The following is a 26443-nucleotide window of genomic DNA, read 5'->3' as shown; positions in this document are numbered from 1 at the left end:
GGGTTGACTCCTTACAGTCGGAATTGGATCTGCGCGGCGAAGACCCTAAATTGGTTCACAAGATTCGGCGGCAGCTGCACGTCGATGCGGTTGACATCGGTGCCGTTTCTCGCCACCAGCAGGTCGGCCTTGAACTGCTCGATGTCTTCCATCAGGCCGGCACTGACCCAGTCCAGCGCCAGCGCGATCAGCTCGGCGCGGATGATCTTCGGCGTCACCACGGCCTGACCGGGCGCGGTCAGCGTGCCGTCGCTGGCCAGCTTGTAGCGCGGGAACTTCTGCGAAATACGCGCGCGCACCTGGTAGCGCATGAGCGACAGCGTGTACATCGTTTCGATGTCGCGGTAGCTCGGGTCGACGATGCCGCTGCTGTTGGTCTTGTAGTTCGTCACCGCGCGCTCGATGACGACGTTGCCGCCGCCGTCGACGATGGTGGTGGCGCCGCCATACGACAGGATGTTGTTGCGCTCGGCGCGGGTGAACCGCTTGTCGGCTGAAGCCGGCAGGCGGCCCGGCAGCACCAGCGTCTGCAGCGGGCGGGCCGGGTCAATGGCGAGGTAATACGCCGACAGCGCGCCGGCCAGTGCCGCCTTTTCCCACACCGGGCCGGGCTCGCCGCCGGTCTCGCAGGTCCAGCTGGTGATGTGCGGGTTGTTGCGGGATGACAGCGCCGTGTTGAGCGAACCGACGGTGCCGCGCAGGCCGATGTGGCAGTGGCCATCGTTCTGGTACAGCGGACCCCAGCGCGTGTTCAGTTCGGTTTCCATCAACGCGACGTTGCTCGCGTCGTTGAACGCCATGATGATCGTGTTGTATTGCGTGGCGCCGATGTTGGCCAGGGCGGTCGCAATGCTCGGGTCGCCCGCGCCATTGGCCATGGCGGTAATGGCAATCGCGATGCCGGCAGGCGTGGCTTCCGACAGCGGGTAATAGTTCAACCGCAGGTCGATGTCGTTGCCCAGCGTACCCTTGTGGCGGCTGGTCACGGTGACGTTGCCGGTGCTGCTGGTGGCGGTCACCGGCAGGTCGGCGTTGGCGTTGATCGCGGCGGCGATCGCGGTGGCAATCGTGGTCGGCGTATCGGACGTCGACACCGCCACCTGCACGCGCTGGCCGGCCACATACAGGTTCACTACGCCGGCCGCCGTCGGCGCGCCGGTGATGGCGAGTGATCCGGTGGCGGCCACGCCGGCGCCATTGTCGGCCACCGGCAGCACCCAGGTCTCGATCGCATCGGTGACATCGAACAGGCGCGACACCATGGCCGCGCCGATGGAGCCGCGGCCCAGGGCGGCGATGCCGGCGTTGGCCGAGCTGACCTGGAACGGCACGTTGGCCGACGCGGTGCCGGCGGCCAGCATGGCGGCGATCAAGAGGATGCGCTGCGGCATGTTGACCAGCCCGCCGATGGCGCGGCTGTTGTCGAATTCGACATACTGGCCAGGCGTGAGCAGGTTCACCGGGATCTGATTGAAAGAGATGGCGGCGTCAGACATCACTTGGCTCCTTGAGAGGCGTTATCGGCGGTTTGCGGCTGGGCGGAGACATCGCCATCGGCCAGACGGCGCAGCCAGAACGGATCGTTGTCCGGCACCTCGGTGCCGGCGGGGTCGGTCACTTCGCGGCCGGTTGCGGGGTCGCGCACCAGCCTCCCTGCGACGGGAAACACTTTCATGGATAGCTCCTATTGAGGAAGGGGGATGGTGGCGACGGCATCGATCTGGCCATCGGGACGGCTGGGCAGCTGCGGCTCGTTGCGCGGGCCGGCCATGTCGATGGCCACCTGCAAGGTGTCGAAACCCGGGAACGACTGCGCCGGCGAGCGGATGTAGCGCGCGGTATAGGTCATCTCCGCGTGCACCAGGTCGGCGCGGCCTTCGTCGCCGCCGTATTTCAGCTCGGTGTCGATATACGGGCACTGGTCGACCAGCGACACGAAGTCCGGCGCCGGCAACACGGATCCGTTCATCGCCGCTTCGATCGCATCCTCGATGGCGTCGCACAGGTCATCCAGCACGTCGTCGGCGTCCTGGTCGGCGCGCGCGATGACGACGATGCGAATGGCCAGATCTCGTCCATGGCGGTAGCCATCGATGTATTCGCCCGGATCGCGCTCGGTGTACACCAGCACGCACGGCAGCGCGCCCGGAGACTCCGCATCGACCGGGTGCGTGCGCGAGGCGAACACCCGGCCGGACAGTACCGGCACCGTGTCCAGCAGCTCGCACAGCGCGTGGCGGATCGCTTTCCGTTGGCTCATGTCTTGCCTATCTGGACGGTGCTGAAATAACCATCCGCTTTCTTGGTGGGCGTGCCGCGCACCCGGTAGACGTCGTTGCCGATGACGATCGTGTCACCCTGGCGCATCAGCGGCGCCCGGGCGGTCTCGAACTCAATCTCGACCTGCGACGCCTGCACGCGCTCGTCAAGCAGCAGGACGTCGGGCTGCACGAAGCCGACCTGCAGCGGTACCGGATTGCCGATGGCCGGCTGATACACCGCCGCCGTCAGCATGCCGGCATCGCTGAACGCGGCAAAGAAATCTTCTTCAGACCACGACACGTGCGTCTCCTGGGGGAATGCTGCCGGCGTCGGCCGGCAGCCGGGTCACGTCAATCCGCCCGATCAGGAGGGATCGGACAGGCGCACGCGGGCGGTGGTCTCGCCGTTGGCCTTGGCCTTGGTCAGCACGCCGATGAAGGTGTTGCCGGCGGAGGTGGTGGTGACGCGGAAGTTGACGTTGTCCCAGTACACCTTGGTGCCGACAGCGCCGGTATCGGTGCCGAGCGCGGTCAGGTCGAACACGCCTTCGGTGACGATGACGACGTCGGCGCCGTTGGCGGCGGAATCGACTGCCACGCCGAACAGGGAGACGAGCAGCACAAGCTCGCCGGCATTGACGGCGCGCGGGGCGACAACCTTGATGTTGTCGTCGTTTTGCACGTAGTTTTTCATTGCTTGCCTTTCTAAACTTGAAGGGGAAAAGGCGGCGCCAGCACGGCGCCGCGCGGGGCGTCAGTCGCGATCAGGCGCCCGGGTTCTTGTACATGCCGCGGAAGTCGATCGCTTTCGCGCCGATCACCAGGCGTGCCTTGATCTCGAGGCCGTCGACCTCGAAGCCCTGGCGCTGCTCGGTGAACAGGCCTTCCTCGCCCTCGAGGTACGCGTATTCGACGGTGTCGATCAGGCCGCCGGCCTGGCACAGCAGGTACCACTGGTTGCCCTGCAGGCGCTGCTCGGTCACGACTTCGAGCGAGGTGTTGAAGTTCGGATTGATGTCACCGGCCTTGGCGGCCACGAAGGACGCGCTGGTGTATTTGTTCGCCTCGACTTCCTTGTCCGGACCGACCAGCAGGATGGACGGCGCCAGGTTCAGCGGACGGCCTTTCGGCGCGGTCTGCTTGCGGATCGCGGCGCGACCGGCGCCCAGGCTGACGTCGGAGATCGCGGCACCGGCGCCGGCCAGGTTGGCATGGGTCGCGTGGAACAGCGCCACGCCGTCGGCCATCGCGGCGTTGGCCAGCAGCACGTTGTAGACGACGTCGCTCTCGGTTTGCGCGGCTTCGGCGCCCATGGCCATCGGGATGCGGCTGACCATGTCCATGTCGTCGTTGACGATGGTTTCCCAGGTCAGCGCGACGATCTCGCCGTATTTCTCGACAGAATATCCTTCGGCGCTGTCACCAAGGTTGCCATACGCGTAGTTCTCGCCGGCCTTGACCTTGCTGAATGCCGACAGGTCGGACAGCGCGGTGCGGGTCATGGTGCGGAAGTCCGGCGCGGACGACTGGCGGGCCCAGCGGGTGAAGGTGCGCGGCGCCAGCGCGTAGCCGTTGCGCAGCGTGCGGTTGACGGTGTTGGCGAGGATTGCCGGGAAGTCCGACACGCCCATCATGCCGGCGCGGGCGGCCAGGTCGCGGTCCAGACCCATGGCGATCACGGCGACTTCGCGCTTGTTCAGGCCGCGGGTGTTGACGCCCTGGTCTTCCAGCACGCGGCGGGCCAGCTCCGACAGGCCGTAGCCGCGGTACTGGCGGGCAGCGTCGGACAATTCGGCGCGCGGGTTGGAGCGGTGCAGCAGCGCCTCGGCGACGGCGGCGCGGCGCACGTCGGTCTGGTCGCGCACGGTTTCGATCTGGGCGGCGCTGCGCACGTCCTGCGCGGCCTGGCGCTCGTCGATCAGGCGCAGCACTTCGGCGCGCACGGCGTCGACCGAGGTGCCGGCATCGCGAAAGCGCGCGATCAGCTCGGCGCTGTTGTCCAGGCGGCCGGCGCGCACGGCGGCTTCGATGCCGACGATGCGCTCGCGCTCGGCGCGGGCGGCTTCTTCGCGCAGCTGGTCCTGGGCGCGCTGATTGTCAGCGGGCTGCTGGGGGGCGCCAGCGGTCTGGGTTGCCGCCGGATTCTGGCCTTGGGATTCAGGCATGTTGCTATCCTTTCTGAGGTGGTGGGTGGCGGCATCAGCACTGCCCGATGCCAAGGTGGTAACTTCAAAAACCGGGAGTTTCGAATCGGTGGCGCTCCTGACCTGCGCGCCGGGGTCGGCCGGGATCGGCACAATCGACAGCTCCATCGGCTCCCAGTCGATGGCGCGGTAGATCCAGTCGTCGCCTTCATTGGCCGGCGCGATCATTTCGCGCGCGTAGGTGGCGTAGCCGACGGAAATGTTGCGCAGGATGCCGTCCTGCACATCCTGGAAGATCGGCTCGACGTCGGCGCGCTTGGAAAACCGCACGGTTGCCTGCGCGCCGTCGGCGCTTTCGATCACGCCGATGACGTCGGACAGGTCGTACTGGCTGTGACTGTTGAGCAGCGGCGCGCTGCCCGACTGGAAGCGGCCCATGCGGATGTGCGCCGGGTCCAGGCTCAACTCTTCCATGTAGTAGCGGTCGCGGTACCAGTCATAGCGGCGCACGCCGGCGCCGGTGGTCCAGGTCAGCTTCGCGGTGCGCGACTCGGCGTCGACCGTGTTGACCGGCGCCAGGCGGTGCTGCATCGGCAGCGCTTCTCGCTGCTGTTGCTGTTGCTCTTGAGGCATTGCCTTCTCCAATGAAAAAGCCCGCGCAAGGCGGGCTGATCGGTTCAGTAAGCCGCCTTACTCGGCGGCGTTGGGCTGGAGCATTACTTCCTTCAGGCTCAGGCCCGCCGTCTTGTCGGGCGAGATGCCGAGCTTTTGCATGGTCTCGGTGTCGCGCTTGATTTCTTCCCAGACTTCCTGCGGGTCGTAGCCCATGCTGCGGATCACCTCCGACGGCGAGATCATGCCGCTGGCCAGCTGCTCCTTGAGCGCCAGCACTTCCTTCACCGGGTCGATGAACGGGCGTTTCGGCGTGGTGAATTTCGGCGTAATGCCTTTCACGTCCTTCTTGCCGACCAGCAGTGCCGCTTCGCCGAACGCACGAATCACCGGCTTCATGAACATCGGAATGAAGGTGAGCCACTGCGCCTGGTCGATCAGCGCATTGAATTCAATGCGGCCGCCGCGCATCGAGCTGAAGTTGGCCTGACTTAAGTCGCCGGTCAGCTGCTGGTAGGTGACGCCGGCACCGACCGCGATTGCGTGCAGCTGCGTGCGGGTGTATTCGCCGTACGCGCCGTTGGCCTGCGGATTGGCAAAGGTGATCTCTTCGCTGCCCTTGACATAGTTGATCATGCCGGGCGCGAGCTTCTCGATGCGGCGCGCGTCGGGCGTGTCACCCGGCGCGCCAATGGTGCGCACCGGATCATCGGTGCGCACGAACACGGAAAAGCACGCTTCGATCTTCTTGCGCACCAGCTCGGCGTCCTCGTAGTCGGACAAATCTCTCGTGCGCATCATCGACACGGCGAGTGCCGGCATGCCGCGCACCTGCTGCGGCCGATCCTTCTGGTACACGTGCAGGATGTCGGTGGCCGGGATCCGCACCCGCGCCTGGCTGCCGTTGTAGCCGGTTTCGCCCGGGTGCGTGCGCCACATGTGGTACGCCACACGCCGGCCAAGCAGGTCGTATTCGACGCCGGCGATGATGACGTTGCCGTTGGCGGTGAGCTCGTTGACCGTGATCAGGTAGTCCGGCTCCAGCACCTGCAGCTGCAGCGGTACCGACAGGCCGTCATCGGGCTTGCGGTAGCGCAGCCGCACCAGGGTCTCGCCGGATTCCTTCCAGCAGCGCGCGACCAGCGCCTGAATGCCGTTCAGGTCAAGCTGGCCATCGGCGTCGCACTCGTCGACCCAGCGGTTCCACAGGTCCTGCGACTTGCCCATGCCGACCTGGATCCCGGTGCCGACAATGCTGGTCGTGAGCACGCTGATGGCGCGCGCCGCATACTCATTGTTGCGCACCAGGTCGCGGGCGCGGTTGCGCACGCGCTCGAGCGCCGGGCCGATCTCGGTGTTGGCCGAGCTGCTCGGCGTGGTCCAGCCGGCAGTGCGGCGCCCGGTCTTGGCGGCTTCATAGGCGCGTGCGTGTTCCAGCGCCAGTCGCGCCTGCGCCCGCTTGACCCCGGCCACCGGGGCGACGGCGGCCACGATCTTGTCGAGTAGATTCACGTCAGTCCCGTCCGAAAGAAGCAAAGCTGGTGTTGCTGGTGCGCGAACTGGAAGACAGCTGCCCGGATTTTTCCAGTTCGCCCTGGATGAAGGAACGGGCCTCCATCATCTCGGCCATCGAACGATACTCGACTTCCTTGTCCGCATACTTCACGCGGCGGCGCCCGGTCTTGATCGCGTTGTCGAGGTTCTGCAGGTCTTGAACGGAAAATGCCATGTTGAAATCTCTATAAGTTGACCTCGAGGCCATCCAGCCAGCCGTTGCCGGCACTTCGACCCGAGGCGGCCGGGCGGGCGGACGGTGCCGGAAGCGCCGGCGCGGCCGGCGACTCGCCGAACAGATCGCCGTTTTTCGGCTGCACCACTTCTTCCAGCTTCTGCCACATGCGCTCGGTATAGCGGTGCAGGTCCAGCGTGTGCGCGGCGAAGATGCCGTACACCGTGCAGTCGAGCACCTCGTTGCGCTGCCGTACCTTCACCCAGCGGTACTGCTCGCCGGACGCCACCTTCTGCAGCATGCGCACTTCGGCGGTGAGCTGGTGATAGAACTCCGCCGGCAAATCCTTCGAGAAGTGCACGTAGCCAGGCCCGGGCTGCGTCACCTTCAGCCGCCCGAACAGCAGATCCTTTGCCGTGTCGGTGCCGACGTGCCACAGCTTGATGCCGTTTTTGATGACCTTGCCGCGCCAGTTCACGTCCTGCATCGACGCGCGGCCCTTGACCGGGTGGCCCTGCCTCGGCTCGCCGCGGATCGCGTAGATCCGGCTGCTGGCACCCGCATGGCGCACGAAGTTGTAGGCCTGGTGCGTGAAGTGGCCACCGGTGTCGAGCGCCGCCGCCTCGATGCGCAGGCTGCCGCCGGCGACGTGGTCAAATCTCGTGTCCAGGTACGTGCCCAGCTTGTCCCAGTCGCGCTCGTCGGCCGGGTTGGCTTCGATCACCATGTAATCGACGACCCACATCTCCTCGCCGCGCCCGATCGCCCAGACCACCACCTCGAAGCGGTTGTCCTGCGTGTCGACGCCGGCCACCAGCACCAGCCCGCCCATCTGCACCTGGCGCAGCGGGTAGCTTTCCGCCCGGGCCATCAGCGCATGCAGGTCGGCCTTCTCGACCTCCTCTTCCCACGTCTCGCCGAGCGTAGTGTTGACGAAAGTTTTCAGTTCCGACTTGTCACCGCCCGACGCCTTGGTCTTGGCCGACAGGAATTCGCGCACGATCTGCGCCCAGCTCGTTTGCGGGCTGTACGCGGTCCAGATGTGAAAGCCGATGCGCTTGGGCGTGGCGATCAGCTCGCCCGCCGCGTCGCGGTAGTTGCTCTGGTCGTCAATCCAGGTGCCGTCAGCGGCGATCCAGCGGCTGTGCTGCCAGCCTGCCAGATAATCCGCCTGCGACATCAGGCCGCCGCACTGCTCGCATGCATGCATGACGGTGTCCGGGTCGTCGTTCACCCATTTAAAGCCGAACGCCTTGTCCTTGCCGCCCCAGCGCAGGCGGATCATCTCGCCGCAGTGCGGGCACGGCACGTGCACGTAGAAGCGTTTATCAGCCTGATCGAAGCGGGCCTCGATCAGCGAGAAGCCTTTCAGCTTCGGCGTGGAGCCGGTCACCAGTTTCGGGAAGGTGGCGCCCTCGATGCGCTTGCGCGCCAGGGTCACCGGGCTGCCTTCCTTCTCGACGTCGATATCGAAGCCGTCGAGCTCGTCGAGGATGGCGACGTCGACCGACAGCCGGCGGTAGTTCTTCGCCGCCTTGCCGCCGCGCAGGTGCAGGCTGGATCCCAGGAAGCGCTTCTGCTTGAGCGTGTTGTCCTTGCTCTTGGCCAGAAATCCGGGAAACACCGTTTCCATTACCGGCACGTCGCGGATCATCGGCTCGAGTTCCGTCTTGCAGAACTCGTCGCTGTCGTCATCGGTCGGCTGCCACAGCGCCTGGTTCCGGCGCTTGTGCTCGGCGAAGTAGCCGATCGCCGCCAGGATCATCTTGGTGTACCCGACCCGCGCCGATTTCATGAACGTCACTTCTTCGATCTCGTCATTGGAGATCGCATTCATGATCGCGTGCTGGTACGGGTACGCCTGCCAGCGCTGCTCGACGTAGGAAGATTCCGCCGACAGGTAGAAATGCTTTGCAGCCCAATCGGACAGGCTGATCGGCTCGACCGCAGCCAGAGAACGCAGACCGGCACGTAGTGCCTTGTCAATCTCCGTCAGGTCCACCAGCCTCAGATTGATCTTCCGTCCCATCAGGGTCCTCTACGTCGTCCTCATCTAGCAAATCGAGGACCGTGATGCTCGCCGCCTGATTGCGAGCCTTGACGATCTCGCGGGTAATGAAGTCGAGGTCATCTGGCGTCAGACTGGAGCGGCGTTTCAATTGCACAGGGATCGCTTCGAGGACGCCTGATATGCGGCGCCCGGATCGGGCGACAACTTCCTGCAGAACATCGACAGATGCGAGCATGCGACGGGTAACCTCGTTCTGCATCTCAATTTTTTCGCGCTGCGCCTTAGCCAATCTTGCACGTTCAGCCGCCAGGTCGAGGTCACCGGCCGCAGCCCGGCCCGCCGCCTGCTCGCGCAAGTGGTGGCAATACTGGGCAAGCCAGTCGCCGGCAGTACCGCCAGGCTGGATGACGCCGCGAGACAGCATGTCGCTGACGGCCTGCTGGCTAATCCCGACCAAGTTGCCAAAGGCACCTTGTGTCATGGTCGCCTGCAGATCTACCACACAACCCCCTAAGCAAATTTTTGTAAGTAGCGCGCGATCGGGGTGCGAATTACCCGTGCGCCCGGGACCCCGCGGAAGGACCCGCGCACCACCCGGGCCTCATCGCATGGTGGCCACTGCCTTCGCAATGGCGGCGCTGAAGTGGCCATCGAAGGCTTTCGAGACAGCGCGCTGGCCGATCTCGGCGAACGGATAGCGACGCCGGTACTTCACCTGGTCCGCATACGCCACCAGCAGGATCACCTTGCCACCCTTGCGCTGATAGATGCCGGGCACGCCATCGACTTTGCCGCTGAAGACATCGGGCCGAGATAACAGCTTCTTGATCGCGCCGCGCGTCATGTTGCCGTATTGATTCAGGCGCACCCCTTTCGGGATCAGCAGCGCGCGCCGGGCTGGCGAGCGCACGCCGCCATCAATCTGAAACTGCAGGTATTTCAATTGCTCATGCCGCACGAACACGGTGGCGATCTGCCTGGCCTTGGTCGCTGGCGTATAGCCGAAGGCGCGCATGGTAAACGGCGTCGGCTTGTCGAACTGGTTCGGCAGCGCATCGGTCATCTTGATGCGCACTTCCTTGGCCGTGTCCGTCAACCCCTTGGCAATCGCGAATGGCAGCTGCGTCTTGGCCACGTCGTTCAGGCCTTTGACGACCTCGGCGATGTTGTGCTTGACGGAGGCGAAGAGCATCGGCGGCGATCGTTACCGGGCAGCTTGCGGCGGGTTGCCACGCTTGGGCGGGCGGATGGCGAAGTACTGGCGCAGGTGCGCAGGACAGAAGCCGTCGTGCGGCTGTTCCTGCTTGTCCTTGCATCCGGGATGGCCGCATTTCTGCGGCTCGCCGATCCAACGTGCTTTACCCATCGCCAATCCTTCAGGAATAAAAAAGCCGCCAGGCTGAATCAGCGTGGCGGCGAAATCCATCTCAAGGGAGAGCTGGAGGAGACACATGAAACTGGGATGCGGCGAGTTCGAAAATGTTCGGTTATTTCTTCATTTCGTACGCGCTGCAAAGTGTAGCGGAATCGTAGGGGTTTTCTCGGAGGGTTTCTAGCCCTCTGCTGCACGCCGTTTTCCAGAAAAGTTTCACGCGGCCCTGCGTACGGCTCTTGCGCGGCGCTCGGTTATATGCTTGTCGATCAGTTTATGCAGCGCGTTCAGGCGGTTGTACACGGTGTCGACGTGGCAGTGCGTGCGCCCAGCAATGGTGAGATTTGACAGGCACTGTACATAGCGCGCATAGGCGACGTCATACAGCTGTGGGCGGCGCAGTTTGATGGCGGCCAGCGCCGCATCAATTTCCATCTCTTCCCCATGCGCCAGCGGGTCCGGCGTGGCCGTGCTGCGCGCATGCACCAGCTGATACGCCGACGAGATGCCGCATCCGCCAATTCTCTGCCGGCCCGATGCCCATTCGCCCCAGCGCTCCAGGCGCACATGTACCCATTCGATCATTTGCCATCTCCTTGTTCATGTTTAACTTCCTGGCAGACCTTCGTGCCGAGCTCGATGCCGTTTTCGCGTGCATAGAAGGTTCGCTCGCCTTTCATGCCCTTGCGGATCTGAGCGTCGATCATTTCCTTGCCGAACGCATCCCGCAGCGAGTCGATGAAGCGGCTGACTTCCGGTATCTCGTTTCGCAAATCCTTCTTCACGTCCAACCTCCTAACCTGCCGTTTCAAGGTTAGACGGCTGCAAGCCTTTTAGAACATGGCTTCGTCTAACCTCCTAACCTACCTAACCTACTTTTTATTTCTATAGCTGTATTACGGCCCATGCCTCGCGTGTATACGTGGGAAACAGGTTAGGCAGGTTAGGAGGTTAGACGAAGCCTTATGCCATGCTGGTTTGCGCCGTCTAACCTCAAAACCGGAGGTTAGACGGTTGGACGGGTTAGACGGATTGCTGCTGCTATATTGGCAAATCATCTTCTACCCCTTGCTCCGCTGGCGCGACCGGCAGCTCCTTTGGCCGGGCGTAATACCACTCCCGGCGCCCGCTGGGCTGCCGTTTCTTTTCCCATCCCAGCCGCTTCATGACCGAAGCAATGCGCATGGTCTCGGTCTTGGCACCGCTGATCTTGCCGATCTCAATCTCCAGCGCCTTGGTGAGCAGCTCTTCCGAAGTCACCTCGTTGATCGCTCCACCGGCCGGCGGCGTGCCGCCCAGGTACAACGGCTGGCCATCGACATAGCGCTGGATGCGCGGCTCCCATGGATCGGCCAGCTCGCGTGCCTCCTGTTCCGGCTCGATCAGTTCGCGCTGCTCTTCGCGAGTTGGGTGCCACTTATGCCCCTGATCGATCAGGTTGACCGCCTCGGCAAACAGCTGATCGCGCATTTCGGCCAGTCGCTCCAGTTGGATCATGCCGCAGCGCACCGGCCAGCTACGCCGGTTGCCTGTGGAATCCTTCAGGTACTCGTCCTGGTTCGTCGTGGCGGCAAAGCAGGTGCGACGCAAGACGTTCAGCATGCGGCGCCCGTACGGCGCTCGGAAGCGGTCGGTTTTATTGGTGATGAAGGCCTTGATGGAGGTGGAGTCGGCCTTGTTGAACGAATCCAGCTCCGCGATTTCGTACAGCCACACGCCCTGGATCGCTAAATACGCATCCTTGTCGCCGATCTTGAACGGCGTCTCGCTGTACCAGTCGCCGCCGAGCACGCGCAGGGCTGACGATTTGCCGGCACCCTGCCCGCCCTCGAACACCGGCATGTAATCCATCTGGCAGCCAGGGTGGAAAGCACGCGCTACCATCGACATCAGAAACAACGTCCCGATCAGTGCGTTGTACCGGGTCGGCTCCGCGCCCATGGCCTCGGTCAGCCACAGATGCAGGCGCGGTTCGCCATCCCACTCTAGCGAGCGCAGATACTCGACCACCGGATTGAACTGATTCTCGCGTGCCGCCTGGGCGACTGCCTTTTCAATGGCGCCATCCGACTTGATCAGGATGTTGTAGTGATCGACCAAGTAATGGCCTAGCTTGAAATCGTCCGCTTCGGTCCACTCGCCTACCTCGCCACCCCAGGGCGGCACACGGCGTTTCACCTGCAGCTGGGAGAATTCATTTAGGGCAATCAGCCCCTTCAGCTGATCGTCATTCATCAGCACGATGTAGACGTTTTCCCTGCAATCCTCGAGGCCGCCGCGCGGCTTGACGATCAGGCCATCGCGCCACGTCTTCTCATCTTCATCGTGAGGACCAGGCGCCACCGCGCCAGCCGGGACAGGGGTAGAAGCGGCCTTCAGTGCCGGTACCGGCTTTTCTCGTGCCGGCTTCGGCGGCCGCCAGCCGCGGTCGACCGCCATTTTGTAGACTGTCGCTGCCGTGATGCTGCCGCCGCCGAAAGATTTCCAATGCGACTCCAGGTCTTTCAATCCGCCGTACTTGCTGGCTTTGGACGACCAATAGTCCCATACCCCTAACCCCGCTTCGCCGAGAGCGTCATAGATACCCATGCCGACCCGGATCCACTCGTCGTAGCCGCAATCGGCTGGGATCACCGCCAGCGCCGATTCCAGCTTGGCCCGCTCATCAACAGGCCCGACCATGGGAGCCGCTGCCGTGCGCGCCACATGCTTGGCGCCCTTGACGGTGATCCGCAGGCGGTTGAGCACGGTCGCCGAGATCGGCGCAATCTCGCTGCTGCACCCCATGTACGGCTTCGCGGTGAACGTAAAGTATTGACGTCCACAAAACACTTCCAGGCCGATCTCGTTCGACTTAAAGGTGTCGGATTCACCGGCCACGATAATGTGCACGCCGGTGCCCGACGGCGAATATTCGGTGTAGGAGGCGCAGGCGTCGATGATCTTCTGCGCCATTTCCGTGATTTCGCCGGTTTCGCGCTTGATGCAGCCATCGATATCGATACCGATCAGGCCGTCACCAGGCAGAAACGCGAAGCCAACGCCAGAGTAGCGGCCATTGCTGGCCTGAACCACCTGCAGCGCCTGGTCAAGCGTGACGAGCGCGGCGCGGTCGGCTTCATCGCCCTGCTTACCAACGCGGCGATTGCCGCTGGAGTAATACGGCATCTTCTTCGGCTTCTTGTCACCGGGCTCGAAGCGCCAGAGCAGCCACTGGCAGCGGCGCCGCAGAGACGCCGGCACCAGCGCAATGTCGATGATTGCGTCAGGCGTGGTCATGCGCCACCTCATCCGGGAAGTGCTCGCGCAGATCGTCCAGCACGGCGGTGACGGTCAGGCCGGGTCCGTAAATCGCGATTAGCGCGTCCGGATAACGCTGGTGGAAGGTTTTGAAGTGAAGCGAATTCATGTTCGACAGCACCAGGGCGCCGCCGTTGACGAATACGGCAAACGGATGCGGGCTGGACTTGGCGCGGGTGAGGATGCGCTGGATGGCATCGGTCAGCTGCGTGGCCGGCTTGCGCGAGCCGCGAAAACGCGGCATAGGGACTTTCTTCGGAATCGAGACCATCACCGCTTACTCCTTGGATCTGAGCAGGACGGTGTCGGTGTCGCGGCAGTAGGCGCGGAACGTCAGCGCCTTGATCTCGTCGAGCGTGCGGTGCATTGCATCGACCACGGCCGACAGGTCAGCGCGCTCGCGGGTGTCGATTTCGCCGTCGGCGGTCGCCAGGGCGAACTTGCCGCACCACTGGCCGAGTTCGACGTGCAGTTGATTCATCTTGGCCAGGATGTCGTCATTGTCGACGTGGTCCACGTTCGGCAGCTTGACGAAGGTGCCGCCGCTGATGGTGGCGATCGCTTCGGCGAAATGCGTAGTGTCGGAGAAGGACTGCATCTGCAGCGCGATCTCGACCAGCATCGACTGGCCCTTGCGCTCATAGATCCGGTTTTCCAGGCTGTCCTTAGAGGTGCCGAGCGCCGCGGCCATGGCATCCCAGCCGCCGGCGAAGGCCTTGATCATCGTTTGATACGCTTTGCGAAGTTCCACCGACCTCTCCCTTTCTTTGTGGTTTTGATATTTATTTTTGGCAACTAAACTGTAGGTACTTCAAATAGGGCGGGAGTTCCACCGTGATACATTGCTATTCCCCAACAACAACTTCTTAACGAAGAAACCCCCATGAAACTCGATCGCGCTCTACAAAGAGAGCTGCTTGAATTGCTTGCTGTCGAATATCCGAACACTCGTGAATGCGTCTTTACCCCCGAGTTGTCGGACGAAGTAAACGAACGCCGCATTGCCAACCTGCTTTACCTTGAGGAGCATGGATTGGTCGAATCTGGACTGCGGTCGTACATGGACGGCAACTACGCCTCGACCGGGTCCAGAATTACTGCGCGCGGCCTGGACTTCCTTGCCGACGACGGCGGCATGAGTGCCATCCTGGGTACGGTGACGGTTAAGCTTCATGACGACACCATCAGGTCTTTGATGGAGCTAACGATCGAGAAATCGGATCTCCCGCCGCCAGAAAAGAAGAAATGGACTGATGCGCTTCGATCGCTGCCTGCCGACGCCATAAAACACCTAACGATGAAATTACTGGGCATGGGGCTGGACCACACGCCGGACGCAATTCACGCAATGCGAACGTTCCTTTTCCCGTGATCGCTCTAGCTTCAAGCAGGACGAAGTGACCGTGGCCAATCTGGTCGCCAAAGTTCACCCAAAAGTCATCAACCGGAACCGAACCTTCGATGAAGACGCCGTTTTCATGGAAAACCACTGCGTCGACGTGTGCCCTTACCAGGTGAGTCATGACCCGACCTCTCAAAAGACTGACGAAACGGATGCGCGCGTTGACCGACCAGCGCATCGCACGACATGTGACCCGGCCGAAGCGGCGCTATTTCGCCCAGATTGCTGGACGGCGTGGACTATCAAGGAAGGCTTGGCTGCAGGTGCGTCGGCTGTTGAGGGAAGCGAGACCATCTTGACTGTCATGGAGCGTCCTTGGAAGGCAGCGTGATCGATGCGCGGATATAGCCCCAATCCACATCTGGACGGAGCTCTTCGCATCGCACGGCTCCATTGGTTAACCGCTCAATGCCAGGGCAATGCTCAGCTGGGACTTTTCTGGCGCTCTCCTTCCATTGCGAGACCGCTCCCTTAGTAATTCCCAAGCCTGCAGCCAAGGCGGTCGCCGAGCCGACGATAGAGATCGCTTCTTTTAAAGCTTCATGTTCAGTTCTTAGGCACATGATAATTTCCAATAGACAATTGCAGTATAGAACGCTATACCGAAAGGAGTCAAGCACTCTAAACCTCTATGTGTTTAGAGTGCTAAACATGTCTACACTTGCCGAACGGATACAAGAGGTCATCGATGCGGGTTACTCGCAAGTTGATCTCGCACGCGCTGCCAACGTCACTAAGGGCACTGCAAATCAGTGGCTAAATGGCGGCATTAAGTCGATCAAACTTGAATATGCCCAAGCGATCGAGGACTTGACCGGCTTTTCCGCTGTTTGGCTCGTAACAGGCAGAGGTGACAAGCGCCTCCCAGGCCGCGACAACCCAAGCCAACGCCCTCAGTTCGCTCCTGTCCAAGTCATTAGCGAACATGACATACCAGCCGGGGTAGTCAAAATAAGAAAGGTAAAACTTCGCCTCTCAGCTGGCATCTCAGGTTTCTCCATAGATGAAGTCGAGGAAGACGGAAACCCAATTTTCTTTCGTGATGATTGGCTTGCTGGGCGGGGCTACTACCGCGAAAACTTGATTGCCTTACGTGTAAAAGGCCAAAGCATGGAGCCAGGCCTTTATGAAGGGGATACAGTTGTTATCAACACCGCCGACACGAAGCCTAAAGATGGCTCGGTATTCGCTGTGAACTACGAAGGTGAAGCGGTCATAAAGAGGCTGCAGCGGGACATCGGCTTCTGGTGGTTGGTATCCGACAATTCGGATCAGCGACGCTATCCAAAGAAGAGATGCGAAGGAGAGGCATGCATTATTCTTGGCCGAGTCGTGCATAAACAAAGTGAACAAATTTAACCGCATTCCCTACGCAGATGGTCTAAGCGTGGAAAGAGCTATCAGGAACCATTTCGTCGCCGATCCAAGCCTAAATGCGACAGTAGAAGAAATTCACGAACTTTGGAATTCATGGCCAGATAAACCACTGCCCATCGAGTGGACTAGCTTTGCTGTGTCACGACTCAGCACCGATGGCTTCCTCGAAAATGCAATGGTTGGTACGAAAGTAGTCTGGTTTCGGTCAGATACCTTTAAAGGAAACGTATTCTAAACTTCGAAGTATAGTTTTCTTGACTGCATAAAGTTTAGCGGACTATACTGCATTCCATCGCGCAACATTCCGTTGCGGAAAACCGATGGAGGCTTGGATGTCCCTGCAATTCTTCAAGCGCTGCGCCCAGACGGTCGCCGCTCTTGATTCCCACGATCCCGCCATTGCCGCCCGCACGCTCCAGCAGCTGGAGCAGCGCGCCGGCCGCGCCCTTTCCTCTTACCGCTGCCGCCTGCGGCCGTTCGACGTCGCCTGCGCTGACGACTCGGCACTGGACGGCTTTATCCAGCTGAAAGCGTCCAACGCCGTCGAAGCGCAGCGCCTGGCGCACCACGTCACCGGCGCCGCGGTCATCGATGTCACCCGCATGGAGGGCTGAGCCATGCGCCGCTTCTCCGTCAAAGTACGCACCGAGACCGAGTTCCACAGCTTTATTGCTGTCGGCTCCTCTAGCGCAGATGTGCACAAGGCAGCCGAGGATCGCTTCGGCGGCCTCAGCTGCATTGTCGTCATTCCGCTGTAAGGGGGCAGCCATGGCCACCCTCTGCAAGCCGGCACCGAGCCGCTTCGCGCTCGAGCGCGCCCACCGCTTCCTGAAACTGACCCTGCCGCTCGACCAGGCGCTTGAGCGCACTGCGTTCCGCCTGATCCTCGAAAACGTCGCCCGCGGACCGAAGCTCTGCCCCACCCGCCTTGACGTCAAGAAGCTTCAAGCCAATGACCATGACTAATTCATCCATCACCCTCAAAAGCCGCGTGGACTTCGACAGCGACGACGGCCGCCATACCGGCACCGTCGTTGGCCTGCTGCGCGACATCAACAACGGCCGCGGCATCGCCCTGGTCGAGATCGACCACGAGCTGCCGGGCGTCGTCCACCAGGTCGCCATCGACCAGCTGCACGTCAGGTACCCCCATGTCGCGTGACAAGAAGAAGCGCACCAAGGTCTACCGGCCGAAGCACATCCAGATCCCGGTCATGCCGGATCTGCAGCGCGAGTTCATGCTGGCCGCGCATGCGTCGCTGGCCACCTTGCGCCTGGCGCCCAGCCTCGACGCATTCGACAACTTGGCCGACCTGTTCAACACCGTCTATGTCGCCGCACGCGATGCGGGCCATTCCATCACCGTTCTGGAGTCCGGCATGCGCGCATTGCAGACGGTCGGCGACCGCCATGACGAGAAAGGCGCGCTGGCGATCGCCCGCTTCGAGCTGCCGCCGATCGAGAACGCCGTCTTCGAATGCGAGCGCCTGGTGCCGCTGCTCGACATCTTCGGCCTGTACAAGGCACGGCTCAAGGCGCAGGCCCTGCAGCGCATGAACGCCCTGCAGGCGCCGCTGGAGGCTGCGTGAACACGAATTCCAACCAGCGCCTGTTCTATTGCCTCGACGCGTTCCCCTCCGGCGAGCGCGAAGAGCTGGTGCGCACGACATCGCAGCTGCACAACTGGCTGCCCATCACCAAATCTTCTCACCCTGACGCCGCCCTCTTCGTCGACGGCAAGTGTCGCTACCAGGGCCAATTTTCCGACGAAGCCATTGCCCAGATCGAAAGGGAAATCAGATGACCTCCGATGAGTACATTCCGCCTTGGCACAACGTGGCAGACCAGAAGCCGGACGTCGACACGACTGTCCTGATTTTCAACGCCGGTGCTAACGAGCCAGTCTGGCTTGGATGGTTCGATGGGGAGATATGGCGCTACATCGATGGCATGCCGGCCATGCCATCCCATTGGACTGAAATTCCCGGAGGACCGGAAGCATGAGCGCTACTGTTGAACTCTGGACTTCGAGCGCCCGGGATGCCTTTGGCTGCCGCTTTCGAGATGCTTGGCATGTCGTCGGCTGGGAAGAAGGCAAGCCGCCAGAAGGCTACGTTTGCTGGCTGCCGACCCAACATGAACAGAGAATGCCAGCGGCCATTAAGTCCGCTGCGCCCCAACTGGAGCTTTTTGAATGAATCACCGCGTATTGAAATTGCAGGAAGTGATGGCCAAGGTCGGCATGAAGAAGACGTCGATCTACCGCGCGATCTCGGTCCACGATTTTCCGGCGCCGATCAGCCTGGGCGCCCAAGCAGTCGGCTGGGTGGAAGCGGAAATCGATGCCTGGATCGAGTCACGCATGCAGGCGCGTCAGGTGTATAAATTTGGACTTGATCTGACAGGACATGTCGGATGAGAAGGCCGGTATCGACCCGTCGCTGCCCTACGCTTAGACATCTTGACGGGCTCCTCTTAGCGTAACATCGGACATCCAATAGACAAACAGGGGCGGAGGCTAGCCCCTCCGAAAGGGATTGATATTGGTGAATCAGAGGAGACAAGCAACCCGCTTTTAAGGCGGGTTTTGTTTTTGTATGGGTGTTACTACGCAAGTGATCCATTCCCTTAATAATCAGGAGACTATCTAAGCTTTTAGAATGGGATTAACAATTTTCGTGGGAGAGCAGTCGAAGCGAGAATATGGCTAATTAGGGACAATTCTTGGTTCCAAACCTACAACACCAGTTGAAGTCCCTCGCTCCTCGTCTTTCCGGTTGCCATAACTCTTGCAACTCTATCAGTTTGCAATCGATAATGCTTCTCTTCTCCGCAAGACCACTACCTGCTGACCCTCTTGTTATGTTTCTTAACAAAATTGTTGCACCTTCCTGCCTATTAGTCTCATAAGAGTTACCTAATCAAAAAGTCCCCAATACTGGCCAAAATTTGCAACTATAAATTGGAAGATCGTCAGTAGGCCGATAATTAGATAAAGAAAGACCACAATTTTTTTTCTTGCGGCTGGACTGGCTAACGCTGTTTGCAAGCGTGGCTGCAGATACCGTCTTGCCACATAAATGGCAATGGCAAAAATCAGAATATTGATGAAATGTATCATCGCGATACGGCTTGAAAAAACGTCTTACTAACGCAGCCCTCCATCTCTGCACCATGGAGATAAGCGCATACTTGATCGGCAGGCGATGCCAATGTCAAGCCCGACGGTAAACGCTTAAAATGCGAAGAAATTTAAGCGACGAAGAAAGACACCGCACAGCCGTCCAAGTCAGTCTACAGGCACTAAGAGGGCATTCCAGATATGACCGACCGACCCTTTTAGCGATTCGCCTAACTAGCCATTAGGCTATGGAGCAGAACGCGTTACATTTGCCGTCGGTGTCGGCACAATGCTAATGCGATAATATTGCGAATAGTCTAGAAGCGGGCTGTAATTCACATCCGCTGGGTTAGTTACACGGAAGTCAACCAAGCATAATTCACCGGCCGTGGTGACTCCAGGGTTTGGCGTGAACCAGAAGGCGCCATTAACGATGGTGATCGTCCCTACACCGAGGTTCGGCTGTATAGCAACCCCCGTTGGAACGGCAGTCGGAGAGCCAATCAGGCCAGGCAACCGGCACGGCGTATTTTGTAGTACCTCCACGCCAAACTCATAACCGTTGTATCCAAGGTTGCGGCAATCCGTTCCTGAAATAGGAGATGAATCCGTGCCCGGCACGGCTGATCCCAATTCCAAGGGCAAACTAACAACATTAGAATTAACGACTGAGGTATCGACATAAGCGAAAAGGTTGTCCTGTATTGGACCGGCACTTGTCGGAGTGAATGTCATCTGGTATTGCGTTCTTCTAGGTTCCCCCTGCACCGTTGCAAGGGGCGTCGCCGGCGCATCCCGCCGATACAGGCTGACGGATTTAATGACAGGAATTTCGTACACAGGAATTGCGATAGTCGAAGTATCCAGAGCTATGGTAACCGTCACGGGCACATCTGGCTGCAAAGTGGCTCTATCAGCAGTGATGGCCGTCGCTTTTGGCGAACCGAATAACACAATTTTCGGCACAGTAGCGTTAACCACAGAAGAACTAAGACTTAAAAATCTGAGCACGGTTAACTTGGCGGCAAGCTTTACTCCAAATTCACTGGTCACTTCATAGCTGGACGCATAAGACAAGTCTGCCAACTGAGTTGACGAAGTGGCGAAACTCCCATTTACGCCCGCTCCTCCCCTGACTGTCATAAATTCAAGTGAGAGTTTTCCCCCTAATACTCCCTTGATCTTTTGTGCGGCCCGCTTTAGCCATGGATTGTCTAGCGATAGAATTACGCCTCCGTATGCAAAGACCCTCGGTTCTACCCGTGCTTGAGGAGCAGAAGGCAAAACGATTTTGATCTCACCCGCCGTAATGTCAGGCTCTCCGTTCTTTACGTAAGTTTGACAGCTAGGCAGTGACGGTTCTGTGGTGAAGTCCGCTGCAAACGGAGGACATTGCATTCCGCTATTCAAGGTTTGTTTATATTTGAAGGGAACGCTGAACGTATCCTTGCCAGAGCTGTTCGATAATTTAAACTCAAAACCTATGACTGGCTTCGATCCAATAGCCACTTGCGCGAATGCACCAGGAAGAGGCACACTCGGAAAGGATGCCAGTTCCATCTTGCAATCCGCAGTAGCCTCGAGATCGGCTCCTGAGGCGAATTCAAGAGTCCCGTCAATCGCAATCGGACCTTTGATGCTTATGTCTAGTCTAGTAAGGGCAGTTGTTGTTCCCTTTACTTTTACATCATTGCGGAACTTCGGGACCATTTTGAAAGCAGCTTTGAGAAGGTCGATTGAAATGCCGGCCGTTGCTGTGCACACAAAACCAGTATCTCCCAAGCGAAACTGATTGGGCTCTAGTGGGGGCGCTGGCGTATCGCTGATCGTCGTATTGCTAAGCAGTTTCGGAGTATTGGCTGCAGCTTCCTTGGAGGTGAAAACGAGGTCTCCATCGGGGTCGGTAGTAATGGTGTAGCTGTCGGCAATTTCTCTTGGGATTACCGCGTCAGCATCAGCAAGCCTGAACCCCTCATCAATATCCAACTCGCGAAATAGCTGCATAAGCGGTATGGTTTCAATGATAATTTGCGTTTGGTTGTTTTCGACCTTTGACTCAACGACTTTGCCTGCCAGTGGAATCTCTCCCGTACCAATCAACACAGTTCCAGTCGGATAAGCCGTATTTCCCTTGAGGATCACACTGCCCCGGTACCCTATGTCATACTCGGCCTCTGGGTTCACCGGAAAAGGGCCTTCGGCAACTTGACTGTCTTCGATCAGCACTGCGCCAGAAACTGGCGTTGCGATTACTATGGTTGTAGGGGGTGACTTGACCCCGTTAGCCTCTGCCACGATCTGAGCCGACCCAACTGCTGCTACGGCAGTGACTTTGCCACTTGCGTCTACGGTAACTATGTCCGGCTTGGATGAAGACCATTGCGCGGTCGTAGGGGTGCTTGTGCCATCAGAACGGACAAAAGTTGCTTGAAGCTGTTTGCTGTCTCCTCTATCTGCAAACAGTATTGATCTCGGGCTAATAGTCAAAGAATTTGATGTGGCGGCGTTCTCCGTGGTTGTTGCAGTAGCCGCATTTTCATCACCGCCCCCCCCGCTGCCACAACCGGCAAGCCATGCTGCGAGAATGGCGACGATAACCCATTGAGCAATGAATGGAGCGTACTTCATGATTGTCTCCTTACTTACCTCTAGATTGTGTGCCTGTTGGCTTGATAGGTATCTGGATAACAAGCCAAAGCAGGGGTGGGCTGCGCACTGCGCAGTCTTAGATTTGTAAGTTGATGTTGGAGAGATTCGAGATGGAGCAGGATGCGGCCATTTTGCTGGGTCAGTTGGTAGCCGATCCAGCAGCCAATGGTTACCACTGCCCAGGCGAGAACAACCAGCAGGACCATAATGTCCTCTTCTTGCGCTTGTTTTTTAGACAGTCCGCTGGCGCTGCTCAAGAAAAGAACGCAGCCAGTAACCGCTAGTCGTTGGAGTCTAGGATGTACATGAGACGTTTCAAGATAGGCATGAGAGCGGAAGCCAGCGGATGAATAACCGCTTGACCTACATCAGACGAGGAGCGCATGGCGCGCTCCGGCTGCCAAGGCCAAACAGCAGCATTTACAACACAAAACGTTCCTATTGTTAACTTAAGAGCCAAAAGGTGTGCATCTATATGGTTTACCATTGACAACCAGTGGAGCAGCATAACAGCGTAGCAATACGATGACCTTAATCACCAAGCCTACGATCGACCATGGCAAGCCATACTCGTGTGCTATCCCGTTGTGGGTGCACGCTGGCGCAGGTCGCGCATTCCCATCTGGCCGCAACTCAACTGGCTACGAAAACGTTGACGCAAAGGGTTTGATCGCCATGCGCGCGGAAATCCAGTTGGTCAACTAAGTGGGTGCTCCTTATCTAAGGCGCAACGTCAGAAAAAGCGGCCTACCAAGCAAAGCTGTTGATCCTGTAAAACCGGTTCGATCCTTGCGGACGAGTCCTGACCAGCGCACGCGTAGAAAGCGCGACCAATGCTGTAGCCGAGGATCTGCTGGCGCCTTTGCTCGACACGCCACACCCTGTAGTCCGATCGTAATGTATGCGCGTACCAAATAAGGACATCTGTCGCGTCTGATTTGCTCCACCAAGCGAACGTTCAAAGCTAAAAGGTGAAGGCCGGCAACTGGCCGATTTCGGAAGCATGTCTAGTTTTCAGTTGCGATGAAATGTGACAGCGGTTAACAGACCGAGTCTGGTTCACTACGCGTCAGGCCATTTCCAGCTCGGCCACGGCCAGCTTCTCGATATAGTTGGACCAGTCCTGCATCATCTTCGTCCGCTGTTCCAGGAACTGAGCGCGGTCATATGCCTGGTCGACGCGGTTGCGCTTCACATGGGCCAGCTGCAGATCCACGATCTCGTGCTCGTACCCAAGTTCCTGCTTGATCGCCGACATGCCTAGGGCACGAAAGCCGTGCCCGGTCATCACATCCTTGTAGCCCATCCGGTAAAGCGCCATCAGTAGCGTCCCTGACGACATCGGCGTCTTCGGCGTGCGGGTGTTCGGGAACAGGAACTCGCTGCGCCCGGAGTACTCCCGCAGCTCCCCCAGGATCGCCAGCACCTGGCGGGATAGCGGCACAACGTGATCCCGCCCCATCTTCATCCGCTCCTTGGGAATTACCCAGAGCGCCCTCTCTAGGTCGAATTCCGACCACACCGCCGCCCGCAGTTCCTTGGTGCGTACGAAGGTATGCATCAGCAGCAGCATGGCGCAGTTGGTACTGTTGCGCATCCGGCCGCGGTTACGATAGATATCGCCCACCAGTTTTTTCAGATCCTCTACCTGTATGGCTGGGAAGTGACCTGCCTTGGGCCGCTTCAGCACTTCCTTCATCGGCCGCGCCGGATTCTCTGGACGCATCCCGAGCGCGATGCCGTAATCGAAGATCCGCTCGCAGTACCGCCGCACCCGGTGGCAGGTACTCAGGACGCCGCGCGCCTCCATGGCATCGAACGCCGCCCGCAGCTGCAGTGGCGACACCTGGGCGAAGGCGGTTTTCCCGACGTGCGGGAAGACATCATCCTCCAGCCGCTGCAGCACCAGGTCGGCTGTATGCTCGGTCCATTCCGGTGCTCGCAGGGCGTGCCATTCCCGGGCGACATGTGCGAACGTCTTCTCGGCCTCGCTCCGGCGCGCCAGCTTTTGCTCCTGCTTGGCCACCGCCGGGTCAACGCCCTGCTCCAGCTTTTGCCGCGCTTGATCCCATAAGCGGCGCGCCTGGACCAGCGTCACGTCCGGATAGACGCCCAGTGCTAGCGTCTTTTGCTTGCCCGCAAAACGGTAGGCGCCGCGCCAGTACTTACTGCCACTGGCGGAGACAAGCACGAACAGGCCCTGCTGGTCCGTTATCTTGTATTGCTTGCCGGTGGCCTTGAGATTACGGATGGCGACGTCCGTGAGCGGCATGTTGGTATCTCCGTGCTGAGCTTGTTGGTACGAGGCACGAATAATACCAACAAATTTCGTGGCTGCGGAGAAACGGAAATGGACTAATGGAAACTAGCGGAAATAGCTAAGTCGTTGATTTTAAGACGAGAATGAACGGGGTGAAACATCGTCGAACTGCTCTATTGCGCCCACCAGTGCCGCATCACCGGCGATGAACTGGCCGCCGCCCTCAAGCGCGGCGATGCCCAGGCGCTCAACGCCAAGCATGCAGAGGTCAAGTCGCGCCTGGAGTTCCTGCAGGGCTATGCCACCGCGATGGAGCATGCCGGCCTGATGCAAAAATCCGCCGCCGATGCCTTCTTCGCTGCCTGCGCCGTAGTACGACGATGACTCTGTAAGCTGGCCCCATTTTCCGCAAGCCCTGGCAGGCATGCCACGGTCCGGCCTGGCTCCTACAGCCAGCCGATGCGCCGGAAACGCCGGTACAGGATGACGCAGCCGATGGTGACCGTCGCCAGCACCGTCGGATACCCGTACTTCCAGTCCAGCTCCGGCATGGTGTGGAAATTCATGCCGTACAGGCTGAACATCATGGTGGGCACTGCCAGGATGGCACCCCAGCTGGCGAGACGCTTGACGACTTCGTTCTGGCGAATGGTGATGCCGGCCAGCGCCACCTGCATCGCCGCATTGATCATCTCCCGCATGCGGTCGCTGGTCTGGACGATGCGCGACACGTGATCGAGGATGTCGCGGTAATACACCCGGCTTTCCTTGGGAACGATCTCGCCGTGGAAGCGCAGCAGCCGGTTGCAGACGTCGATCAGCGGCGAAGCCGCCGACTCCAGCCCCAGCAGTTCGTTTTTGATCTGGTAGAAATCCTGCAAATAATCGTTCTGCGAAGTCGGGCTGAACAGTTCCTCCTCCAGGTAGCGGAAACGGGACTGCAGGTTATCCATGCAAGGCTGGTACTGGTCGACCACGAAATCGATGATGGCATACAGGACGTAGCCCGGTCCGGTGGCGAGCCGCTCCGGCAGGCTTTCGCAGCGTTCCCGCACGCGCCGGTAGCCGATGGAAGGTCCGTGGCGCACGGTAAGCACGAAGCGCGGGCCGACGAAGATATGGGTTTCGCCGAAGTGGATGGTGCGCTCAATCAGGTGGGCGGTATGGAGCACCACGAACAGCGTTTCCCCATACTCTTCCAGCTTGGGCCGCTGGTGGGCATTGCGGGCATCCTCCACCGCCAGCTCATGCAGCTCGAACTCGTCCTGCATCATGCGCAGCAGCTCTTCGTCGGGTTCCAGCAAGCCGACCCAGACGAAGGTGTCGGGCTCCTTCAAATGCTCGCTGATGGCGTCGAGCGAAACGTCTCCCAGTTTTCTGCCGTTCTTGTAGACCGAACAACTCACGACGGCGCTGTGTGCATTCATCAATACGCTTTCCGGATGGGTGGTGGCTGCACTTACATTAGACCAGAGGCGGCGTCCGGCGGCTTGAGGAATTTACAGGGTGTTACCGGCGCGCCCGGAGCGCGTTCGATTGGCGCCACGCGGCGGCCATCGGACCGGCCTCCTTGGCCCTTGCCCAGCGGCGCGAAGGTGCCCGCCGGCTCATCGATGCGTATTGCACCGCTCCGCAACACGGCCTGATGGCAGGCCCGTTAGGTCGCCGCCGGCTTCGGCCGCAAACTCGGCTCCGGATGCGCCGCAATCCACATCAACCAGGCTGTGTGGCCCCGGCACGATGCGTTGCAAGATCGTCGAGGATGGGACATTCCGGCCGCTGGTTTCCATGGCAGCAGTCCGCCAGATGCTGCAACTCGTCGCGTATCGACTGCAGCTTGCCGATCTCCCGGTCAAGTTCATCGATGTACTGGCGCGCCAGCTGCTTGACTTCGGCGCTCTTGCGTCCGCGATCCTCCCACAGTCCAAGCAGCATCTTGATGCGCTCCAGCGAAAAGCCGAGATCGCGCGAACGACGGATGAAGCGCAGGGTCTGCACCGCGTTCTTGTCGTACTGCCGATAGCCGGCAGGAGTACGGCTTGCCGCCTCGAGCAGGCCGACGCTTTCGTAATACCGAATCATTTTTGCCGTAACGCCGGATGCCTGCGCCGCTTCGCCGATGTTCATTGCGTTGTCTCCACATTGCTGGTGAATGCCAGATTAATCCTTCCCATGATAGGAAGGTAAACGCCTCATTGTGCCACT

At 60.0% G+C, this 26443-nt stretch carries 36 protein-coding genes; 12 read left to right on the top strand and 24 right to left on the bottom strand.

What is annotated here, in order from left to right; genetic code table 11:
• Positions 1–11: 11 nt before the first annotated feature.
• From CHB88_RS21590 to CHB88_RS21510, 17 genes are all read right to left on the bottom strand, one after another.
• Positions 12–1496 (bottom strand): phage tail sheath subtilisin-like domain-containing protein, encoded by a 1485-nt coding sequence (locus tag CHB88_RS21590; protein WP_089401424.1) that lies wholly within the window; start codon positions 1494–1496, stop codon positions 12–14.
• A complete protein-coding gene (locus CHB88_RS21585) occupies positions 1496–1675 on the bottom strand; it encodes a DUF2635 domain-containing protein (RefSeq protein ID WP_089401423.1) in 180 nt (59 codons plus the stop codon). Before CHB88_RS21585 ends, CHB88_RS21590 begins: the two co-directional genes overlap by 1 nt.
• A 9-nt stretch (positions 1676–1684) precedes the next feature.
• The gene (locus tag CHB88_RS21580; protein ID WP_089401422.1) at positions 1685–2260 is read right to left on the bottom strand and encodes a hypothetical protein; all 576 of its coding nucleotides are present in this window, start codon (positions 2258–2260) and stop codon (positions 1685–1687) included.
• Entirely contained in the window at positions 2257–2562 is a 306-nt protein-coding gene (locus CHB88_RS21575; RefSeq protein WP_089401421.1) for a head-tail joining protein, read from the bottom strand. The genes CHB88_RS21580 and CHB88_RS21575 overlap by 4 nt, the downstream gene beginning before the upstream one ends.
• 63 nt (positions 2563–2625) lie before the next feature.
• Positions 2626–2955 (bottom strand): DUF2190 family protein, encoded by a 330-nt coding sequence (locus CHB88_RS21570; RefSeq protein ID WP_089401420.1) that lies wholly within the window; start codon positions 2953–2955, stop codon positions 2626–2628.
• A 70-nt stretch (positions 2956–3025) separates the two neighbouring features.
• Positions 3026–5038, bottom strand: a complete 2013-nt coding sequence (locus CHB88_RS21565; RefSeq protein WP_217900212.1) for a prohead protease/major capsid protein fusion protein — start codon at positions 5036–5038, stop codon at positions 3026–3028.
• A gap of 57 nt (positions 5039–5095) precedes the next feature.
• On the bottom strand, positions 5096–6529 hold the full coding sequence (locus tag CHB88_RS21560) for a phage portal protein (protein ID WP_176442599.1): 1434 nt from the start codon (positions 6527–6529) through the stop codon (positions 5096–5098).
• Between the two features lies 1 nt (position 6530).
• Positions 6531–6746: a phage head-tail joining protein gene (locus CHB88_RS21555; RefSeq protein WP_089401418.1), complete on the bottom strand. Its 216-nt coding sequence runs from the start codon at positions 6744–6746 to the stop codon at positions 6531–6533.
• Between the two features lie 10 nt (positions 6747–6756).
• Entirely contained in the window at positions 6757–8775 is a 2019-nt protein-coding gene (locus tag CHB88_RS21550) for a phage terminase large subunit family protein (RefSeq protein WP_245845151.1), read from the bottom strand.
• Complete coding sequence (locus CHB88_RS21545) at positions 8729–9238, bottom strand: terminase small subunit (RefSeq protein WP_089401417.1); 510 nt, start codon at positions 9236–9238, stop codon at positions 8729–8731. Before CHB88_RS21545 ends, CHB88_RS21550 begins: the two co-directional genes overlap by 47 nt.
• A 120-nt stretch (positions 9239–9358) precedes the next feature.
• On the bottom strand, positions 9359–9949 hold the full coding sequence (locus tag CHB88_RS21540; protein ID WP_089401416.1) for a hypothetical protein: 591 nt from the start codon (positions 9947–9949) through the stop codon (positions 9359–9361).
• Between the two features lie 12 nt (positions 9950–9961).
• Positions 9962–10183, bottom strand: a complete 222-nt coding sequence (locus tag CHB88_RS21535) for a hypothetical protein (protein ID WP_089401415.1) — start codon at positions 10181–10183, stop codon at positions 9962–9964.
• 162 nt (positions 10184–10345) lie between these two features.
• Positions 10346–10714 (bottom strand): antiterminator Q family protein, encoded by a 369-nt coding sequence (locus CHB88_RS21530; protein ID WP_089401414.1) that lies wholly within the window; start codon positions 10712–10714, stop codon positions 10346–10348.
• Positions 10711–10914 carry a hypothetical protein gene (locus CHB88_RS21525; protein ID WP_143131413.1) on the bottom strand — a complete coding sequence of 68 codons (204 nt, stop codon included), beginning with the start codon at positions 10912–10914 and terminating at the stop codon, positions 10711–10713. Before CHB88_RS21525 ends, CHB88_RS21530 begins: the two co-directional genes overlap by 4 nt.
• 256 nt (positions 10915–11170) lie before the next feature.
• Complete coding sequence (locus CHB88_RS21520) at positions 11171–13408, bottom strand: VapE domain-containing protein (RefSeq protein WP_176442598.1); 2238 nt, start codon at positions 13406–13408, stop codon at positions 11171–11173.
• Positions 13395–13673, bottom strand: coding sequence for a hypothetical protein (locus tag CHB88_RS21515; protein ID WP_089401411.1), 279 nt, complete (start codon positions 13671–13673; stop codon positions 13395–13397). The genes CHB88_RS21520 and CHB88_RS21515 overlap by 14 nt, the downstream gene beginning before the upstream one ends.
• 33 nt (positions 13674–13706) lie before the next feature.
• Entirely contained in the window at positions 13707–14180 is a 474-nt protein-coding gene (locus tag CHB88_RS21510) for a YmfL family putative regulatory protein (protein ID WP_089401410.1), read from the bottom strand.
• Positions 14181–14312: 132 nt separating this feature from the next.
• Between CHB88_RS21510 and CHB88_RS21505 the strand changes: the two genes are divergently transcribed.
• Positions 14313–14801, top strand: a complete 489-nt coding sequence (locus CHB88_RS21505) for a hypothetical protein (protein WP_089401409.1) — start codon at positions 14313–14315, stop codon at positions 14799–14801.
• 31 nt (positions 14802–14832) lie between these two features.
• Positions 14833–15162: a hypothetical protein gene (locus tag CHB88_RS24880; RefSeq protein ID WP_143131412.1), complete on the top strand. Its 330-nt coding sequence runs from the start codon at positions 14833–14835 to the stop codon at positions 15160–15162.
• Here CHB88_RS24880 and CHB88_RS21500 read toward each other — a convergent pair.
• Positions 15134–15394, bottom strand: coding sequence for a transcriptional regulator (locus CHB88_RS21500; RefSeq protein ID WP_089401408.1), 261 nt, complete (start codon positions 15392–15394; stop codon positions 15134–15136). The genes CHB88_RS24880 and CHB88_RS21500 overlap by 29 nt on opposite strands.
• Positions 15395–15482: 88 nt before the next feature.
• On the opposite strand from CHB88_RS21500, the gene CHB88_RS21495 reads away from it, so the two are divergent.
• From CHB88_RS21495 to CHB88_RS21460, 10 genes are all read left to right on the top strand, one after another.
• A complete protein-coding gene (locus tag CHB88_RS21495; protein ID WP_245845149.1) occupies positions 15483–16190 on the top strand; it encodes a S24 family peptidase in 708 nt (235 codons plus the stop codon).
• A gap of 350 nt (positions 16191–16540) precedes the next feature.
• Entirely contained in the window at positions 16541–16822 is a 282-nt protein-coding gene (locus tag CHB88_RS21490; RefSeq protein WP_245845147.1) for a DUF3105 domain-containing protein, read from the top strand.
• Between the two features lie 3 nt (positions 16823–16825).
• Complete coding sequence (locus tag CHB88_RS25285) at positions 16826–16966, top strand: hypothetical protein (protein WP_176442597.1); 141 nt, start codon at positions 16826–16828, stop codon at positions 16964–16966.
• A 10-nt stretch (positions 16967–16976) separates the two neighbouring features.
• Complete coding sequence (locus CHB88_RS21485; RefSeq protein ID WP_089401406.1) at positions 16977–17174, top strand: hypothetical protein; 198 nt, start codon at positions 16977–16979, stop codon at positions 17172–17174.
• Positions 17167–17370 (top strand): hypothetical protein, encoded by a 204-nt coding sequence (locus CHB88_RS21480; protein ID WP_089401405.1) that lies wholly within the window; start codon positions 17167–17169, stop codon positions 17368–17370. The genes CHB88_RS21485 and CHB88_RS21480 overlap by 8 nt, the downstream gene beginning before the upstream one ends.
• Positions 17360–17797, top strand: coding sequence for a hypothetical protein (locus CHB88_RS21475; RefSeq protein WP_089401404.1), 438 nt, complete (start codon positions 17360–17362; stop codon positions 17795–17797). The genes CHB88_RS21480 and CHB88_RS21475 overlap by 11 nt, the downstream gene beginning before the upstream one ends.
• Complete coding sequence (locus CHB88_RS21470) at positions 17794–18012, top strand: hypothetical protein (RefSeq protein WP_089401403.1); 219 nt, start codon at positions 17794–17796, stop codon at positions 18010–18012. Before CHB88_RS21475 ends, CHB88_RS21470 begins: the two co-directional genes overlap by 4 nt.
• Positions 18009–18212, top strand: coding sequence for a hypothetical protein (locus tag CHB88_RS21465; RefSeq protein WP_089401402.1), 204 nt, complete (start codon positions 18009–18011; stop codon positions 18210–18212). The genes CHB88_RS21470 and CHB88_RS21465 overlap by 4 nt, the downstream gene beginning before the upstream one ends.
• Complete coding sequence (locus CHB88_RS24875) at positions 18209–18406, top strand: hypothetical protein (RefSeq protein WP_143131411.1); 198 nt, start codon at positions 18209–18211, stop codon at positions 18404–18406. Before CHB88_RS21465 ends, CHB88_RS24875 begins: the two co-directional genes overlap by 4 nt.
• Complete coding sequence (locus CHB88_RS21460) at positions 18403–18627, top strand: helix-turn-helix transcriptional regulator (protein ID WP_089401401.1); 225 nt, start codon at positions 18403–18405, stop codon at positions 18625–18627. Before CHB88_RS24875 ends, CHB88_RS21460 begins: the two co-directional genes overlap by 4 nt.
• Before the next feature lie 948 nt (positions 18628–19575).
• Here the strand turns inward: CHB88_RS21460 and CHB88_RS21455 are convergent.
• The 6 genes from CHB88_RS21455 to cueR form a co-directional block, all read right to left on the bottom strand.
• Positions 19576–21957 (bottom strand): Ig-like domain-containing protein, encoded by a 2382-nt coding sequence (locus tag CHB88_RS21455; protein ID WP_089401400.1) that lies wholly within the window; start codon positions 21955–21957, stop codon positions 19576–19578.
• 20 nt (positions 21958–21977) lie between these two features.
• A complete protein-coding gene (locus CHB88_RS24870) occupies positions 21978–22235 on the bottom strand; it encodes a hypothetical protein (protein ID WP_143131410.1) in 258 nt (85 codons plus the stop codon).
• An 812-nt stretch (positions 22236–23047) separates the two neighbouring features.
• Complete coding sequence (locus CHB88_RS21440) at positions 23048–24250, bottom strand: tyrosine-type recombinase/integrase (protein ID WP_089401397.1); 1203 nt, start codon at positions 24248–24250, stop codon at positions 23048–23050.
• A gap of 120 nt (positions 24251–24370) precedes the next feature.
• Positions 24371–24664: a hypothetical protein gene (locus CHB88_RS21435; protein WP_089401396.1), complete on the bottom strand. Its 294-nt coding sequence runs from the start codon at positions 24662–24664 to the stop codon at positions 24371–24373.
• A gap of 20 nt (positions 24665–24684) precedes the next feature.
• The gene (gene corA / locus CHB88_RS21430) at positions 24685–25665 is read right to left on the bottom strand and encodes a magnesium/cobalt transporter CorA (RefSeq protein ID WP_089401395.1); all 981 of its coding nucleotides are present in this window, start codon (positions 25663–25665) and stop codon (positions 24685–24687) included.
• 286 nt (positions 25666–25951) lie between these two features.
• Positions 25952–26365 (bottom strand): Cu(I)-responsive transcriptional regulator, encoded by a 414-nt coding sequence (gene cueR, locus CHB88_RS21425; protein ID WP_089401394.1) that lies wholly within the window; start codon positions 26363–26365, stop codon positions 25952–25954.
• Positions 26366–26443: the final 78 nt, after the last annotated feature.

The organism is Noviherbaspirillum humi, assembly GCF_900188095.1.
In the GTDB taxonomy this organism is placed as follows: domain Bacteria; phylum Pseudomonadota; class Gammaproteobacteria; order Burkholderiales; family Burkholderiaceae_D; genus Noviherbaspirillum; species Noviherbaspirillum humi.
This window is presented reverse-complemented; position numbering and strand designations above follow the sequence as displayed.

Coding starts and splice junctions, on each gene's coding strand:
- CHB88_RS21590 (WP_089401424.1), bottom strand. CDS start 1,496: ATGTCTGACGCCGCCATCTCTTTCAATCAGATCCCGGTGAACCTGCTC.
- CHB88_RS21585 (WP_089401423.1), bottom strand. CDS start 1,675: ATGAAAGTGTTTCCCGTCGCAGGGAGGCTGGTGCGCGACCCCGCAACC.
- CHB88_RS21580 (WP_089401422.1), bottom strand. CDS start 2,260: ATGAGCCAACGGAAAGCGATCCGCCACGCGCTGTGCGAGCTGCTGGAC.
- CHB88_RS21570 (WP_089401420.1), bottom strand. CDS start 2,955: ATGAAAAACTACGTGCAAAACGACGACAACATCAAGGTTGTCGCCCCG.
- CHB88_RS21565 (WP_217900212.1), bottom strand. CDS start 5,038: ATGCCTCAAGAGCAACAGCAACAGCAGCGAGAAGCGCTGCCGATGCAG.
- CHB88_RS21555 (WP_089401418.1), bottom strand. CDS start 6,746: ATGGCATTTTCCGTTCAAGACCTGCAGAACCTCGACAACGCGATCAAG.
- CHB88_RS21550 (WP_245845151.1), bottom strand. CDS start 8,775: ATGGGACGGAAGATCAATCTGAGGCTGGTGGACCTGACGGAGATTGAC.
- CHB88_RS21545 (WP_089401417.1), bottom strand. CDS start 9,238: ATGACACAAGGTGCCTTTGGCAACTTGGTCGGGATTAGCCAGCAGGCC.
- CHB88_RS21540 (WP_089401416.1), bottom strand. CDS start 9,949: ATGCTCTTCGCCTCCGTCAAGCACAACATCGCCGAGGTCGTCAAAGGC.
- CHB88_RS21535 (WP_089401415.1), bottom strand. CDS start 10,183: ATGGATTTCGCCGCCACGCTGATTCAGCCTGGCGGCTTTTTTATTCCT.
- CHB88_RS21530 (WP_089401414.1), bottom strand. CDS start 10,714: ATGATCGAATGGGTACATGTGCGCCTGGAGCGCTGGGGCGAATGGGCA.
- CHB88_RS21520 (WP_176442598.1), bottom strand. CDS start 13,408: ATGACCACGCCTGACGCAATCATCGACATTGCGCTGGTGCCGGCGTCT.
- CHB88_RS21515 (WP_089401411.1), bottom strand. CDS start 13,673: ATGCCGCGTTTTCGCGGCTCGCGCAAGCCGGCCACGCAGCTGACCGAT.
- CHB88_RS21505 (WP_089401409.1), top strand. CDS start 14,313: ATGAAACTCGATCGCGCTCTACAAAGAGAGCTGCTTGAATTGCTTGCT.
- CHB88_RS21500 (WP_089401408.1), bottom strand. CDS start 15,394: ATGTGCCTAAGAACTGAACATGAAGCTTTAAAAGAAGCGATCTCTATC.
- CHB88_RS21495 (WP_245845149.1), top strand. CDS start 15,483: ATGTCTACACTTGCCGAACGGATACAAGAGGTCATCGATGCGGGTTAC.
- CHB88_RS21490 (WP_245845147.1), top strand. CDS start 16,541: ATGTCCCTGCAATTCTTCAAGCGCTGCGCCCAGACGGTCGCCGCTCTT.
- CHB88_RS25285 (WP_176442597.1), top strand. CDS start 16,826: ATGCGCCGCTTCTCCGTCAAAGTACGCACCGAGACCGAGTTCCACAGC.
- CHB88_RS21485 (WP_089401406.1), top strand. CDS start 16,977: ATGGCCACCCTCTGCAAGCCGGCACCGAGCCGCTTCGCGCTCGAGCGC.
- CHB88_RS21480 (WP_089401405.1), top strand. CDS start 17,167: ATGACTAATTCATCCATCACCCTCAAAAGCCGCGTGGACTTCGACAGC.
- CHB88_RS21475 (WP_089401404.1), top strand. CDS start 17,360: ATGTCGCGTGACAAGAAGAAGCGCACCAAGGTCTACCGGCCGAAGCAC.
- CHB88_RS21465 (WP_089401402.1), top strand. CDS start 18,009: ATGACCTCCGATGAGTACATTCCGCCTTGGCACAACGTGGCAGACCAG.
- CHB88_RS24875 (WP_143131411.1), top strand. CDS start 18,209: ATGAGCGCTACTGTTGAACTCTGGACTTCGAGCGCCCGGGATGCCTTT.
- CHB88_RS21460 (WP_089401401.1), top strand. CDS start 18,403: ATGAATCACCGCGTATTGAAATTGCAGGAAGTGATGGCCAAGGTCGGC.
- CHB88_RS21455 (WP_089401400.1), bottom strand. CDS start 21,957: ATGAAGTACGCTCCATTCATTGCTCAATGGGTTATCGTCGCCATTCTC.
- CHB88_RS21440 (WP_089401397.1), bottom strand. CDS start 24,250: ATGCCGCTCACGGACGTCGCCATCCGTAATCTCAAGGCCACCGGCAAG.
- CHB88_RS21435 (WP_089401396.1), bottom strand. CDS start 24,664: ATGCCTGCCAGGGCTTGCGGAAAATGGGGCCAGCTTACAGAGTCATCG.
- corA (WP_089401395.1), bottom strand. CDS start 25,665: ATGAATGCACACAGCGCCGTCGTGAGTTGTTCGGTCTACAAGAACGGC.
- cueR (WP_089401394.1), bottom strand. CDS start 26,365: ATGAACATCGGCGAAGCGGCGCAGGCATCCGGCGTTACGGCAAAAATG.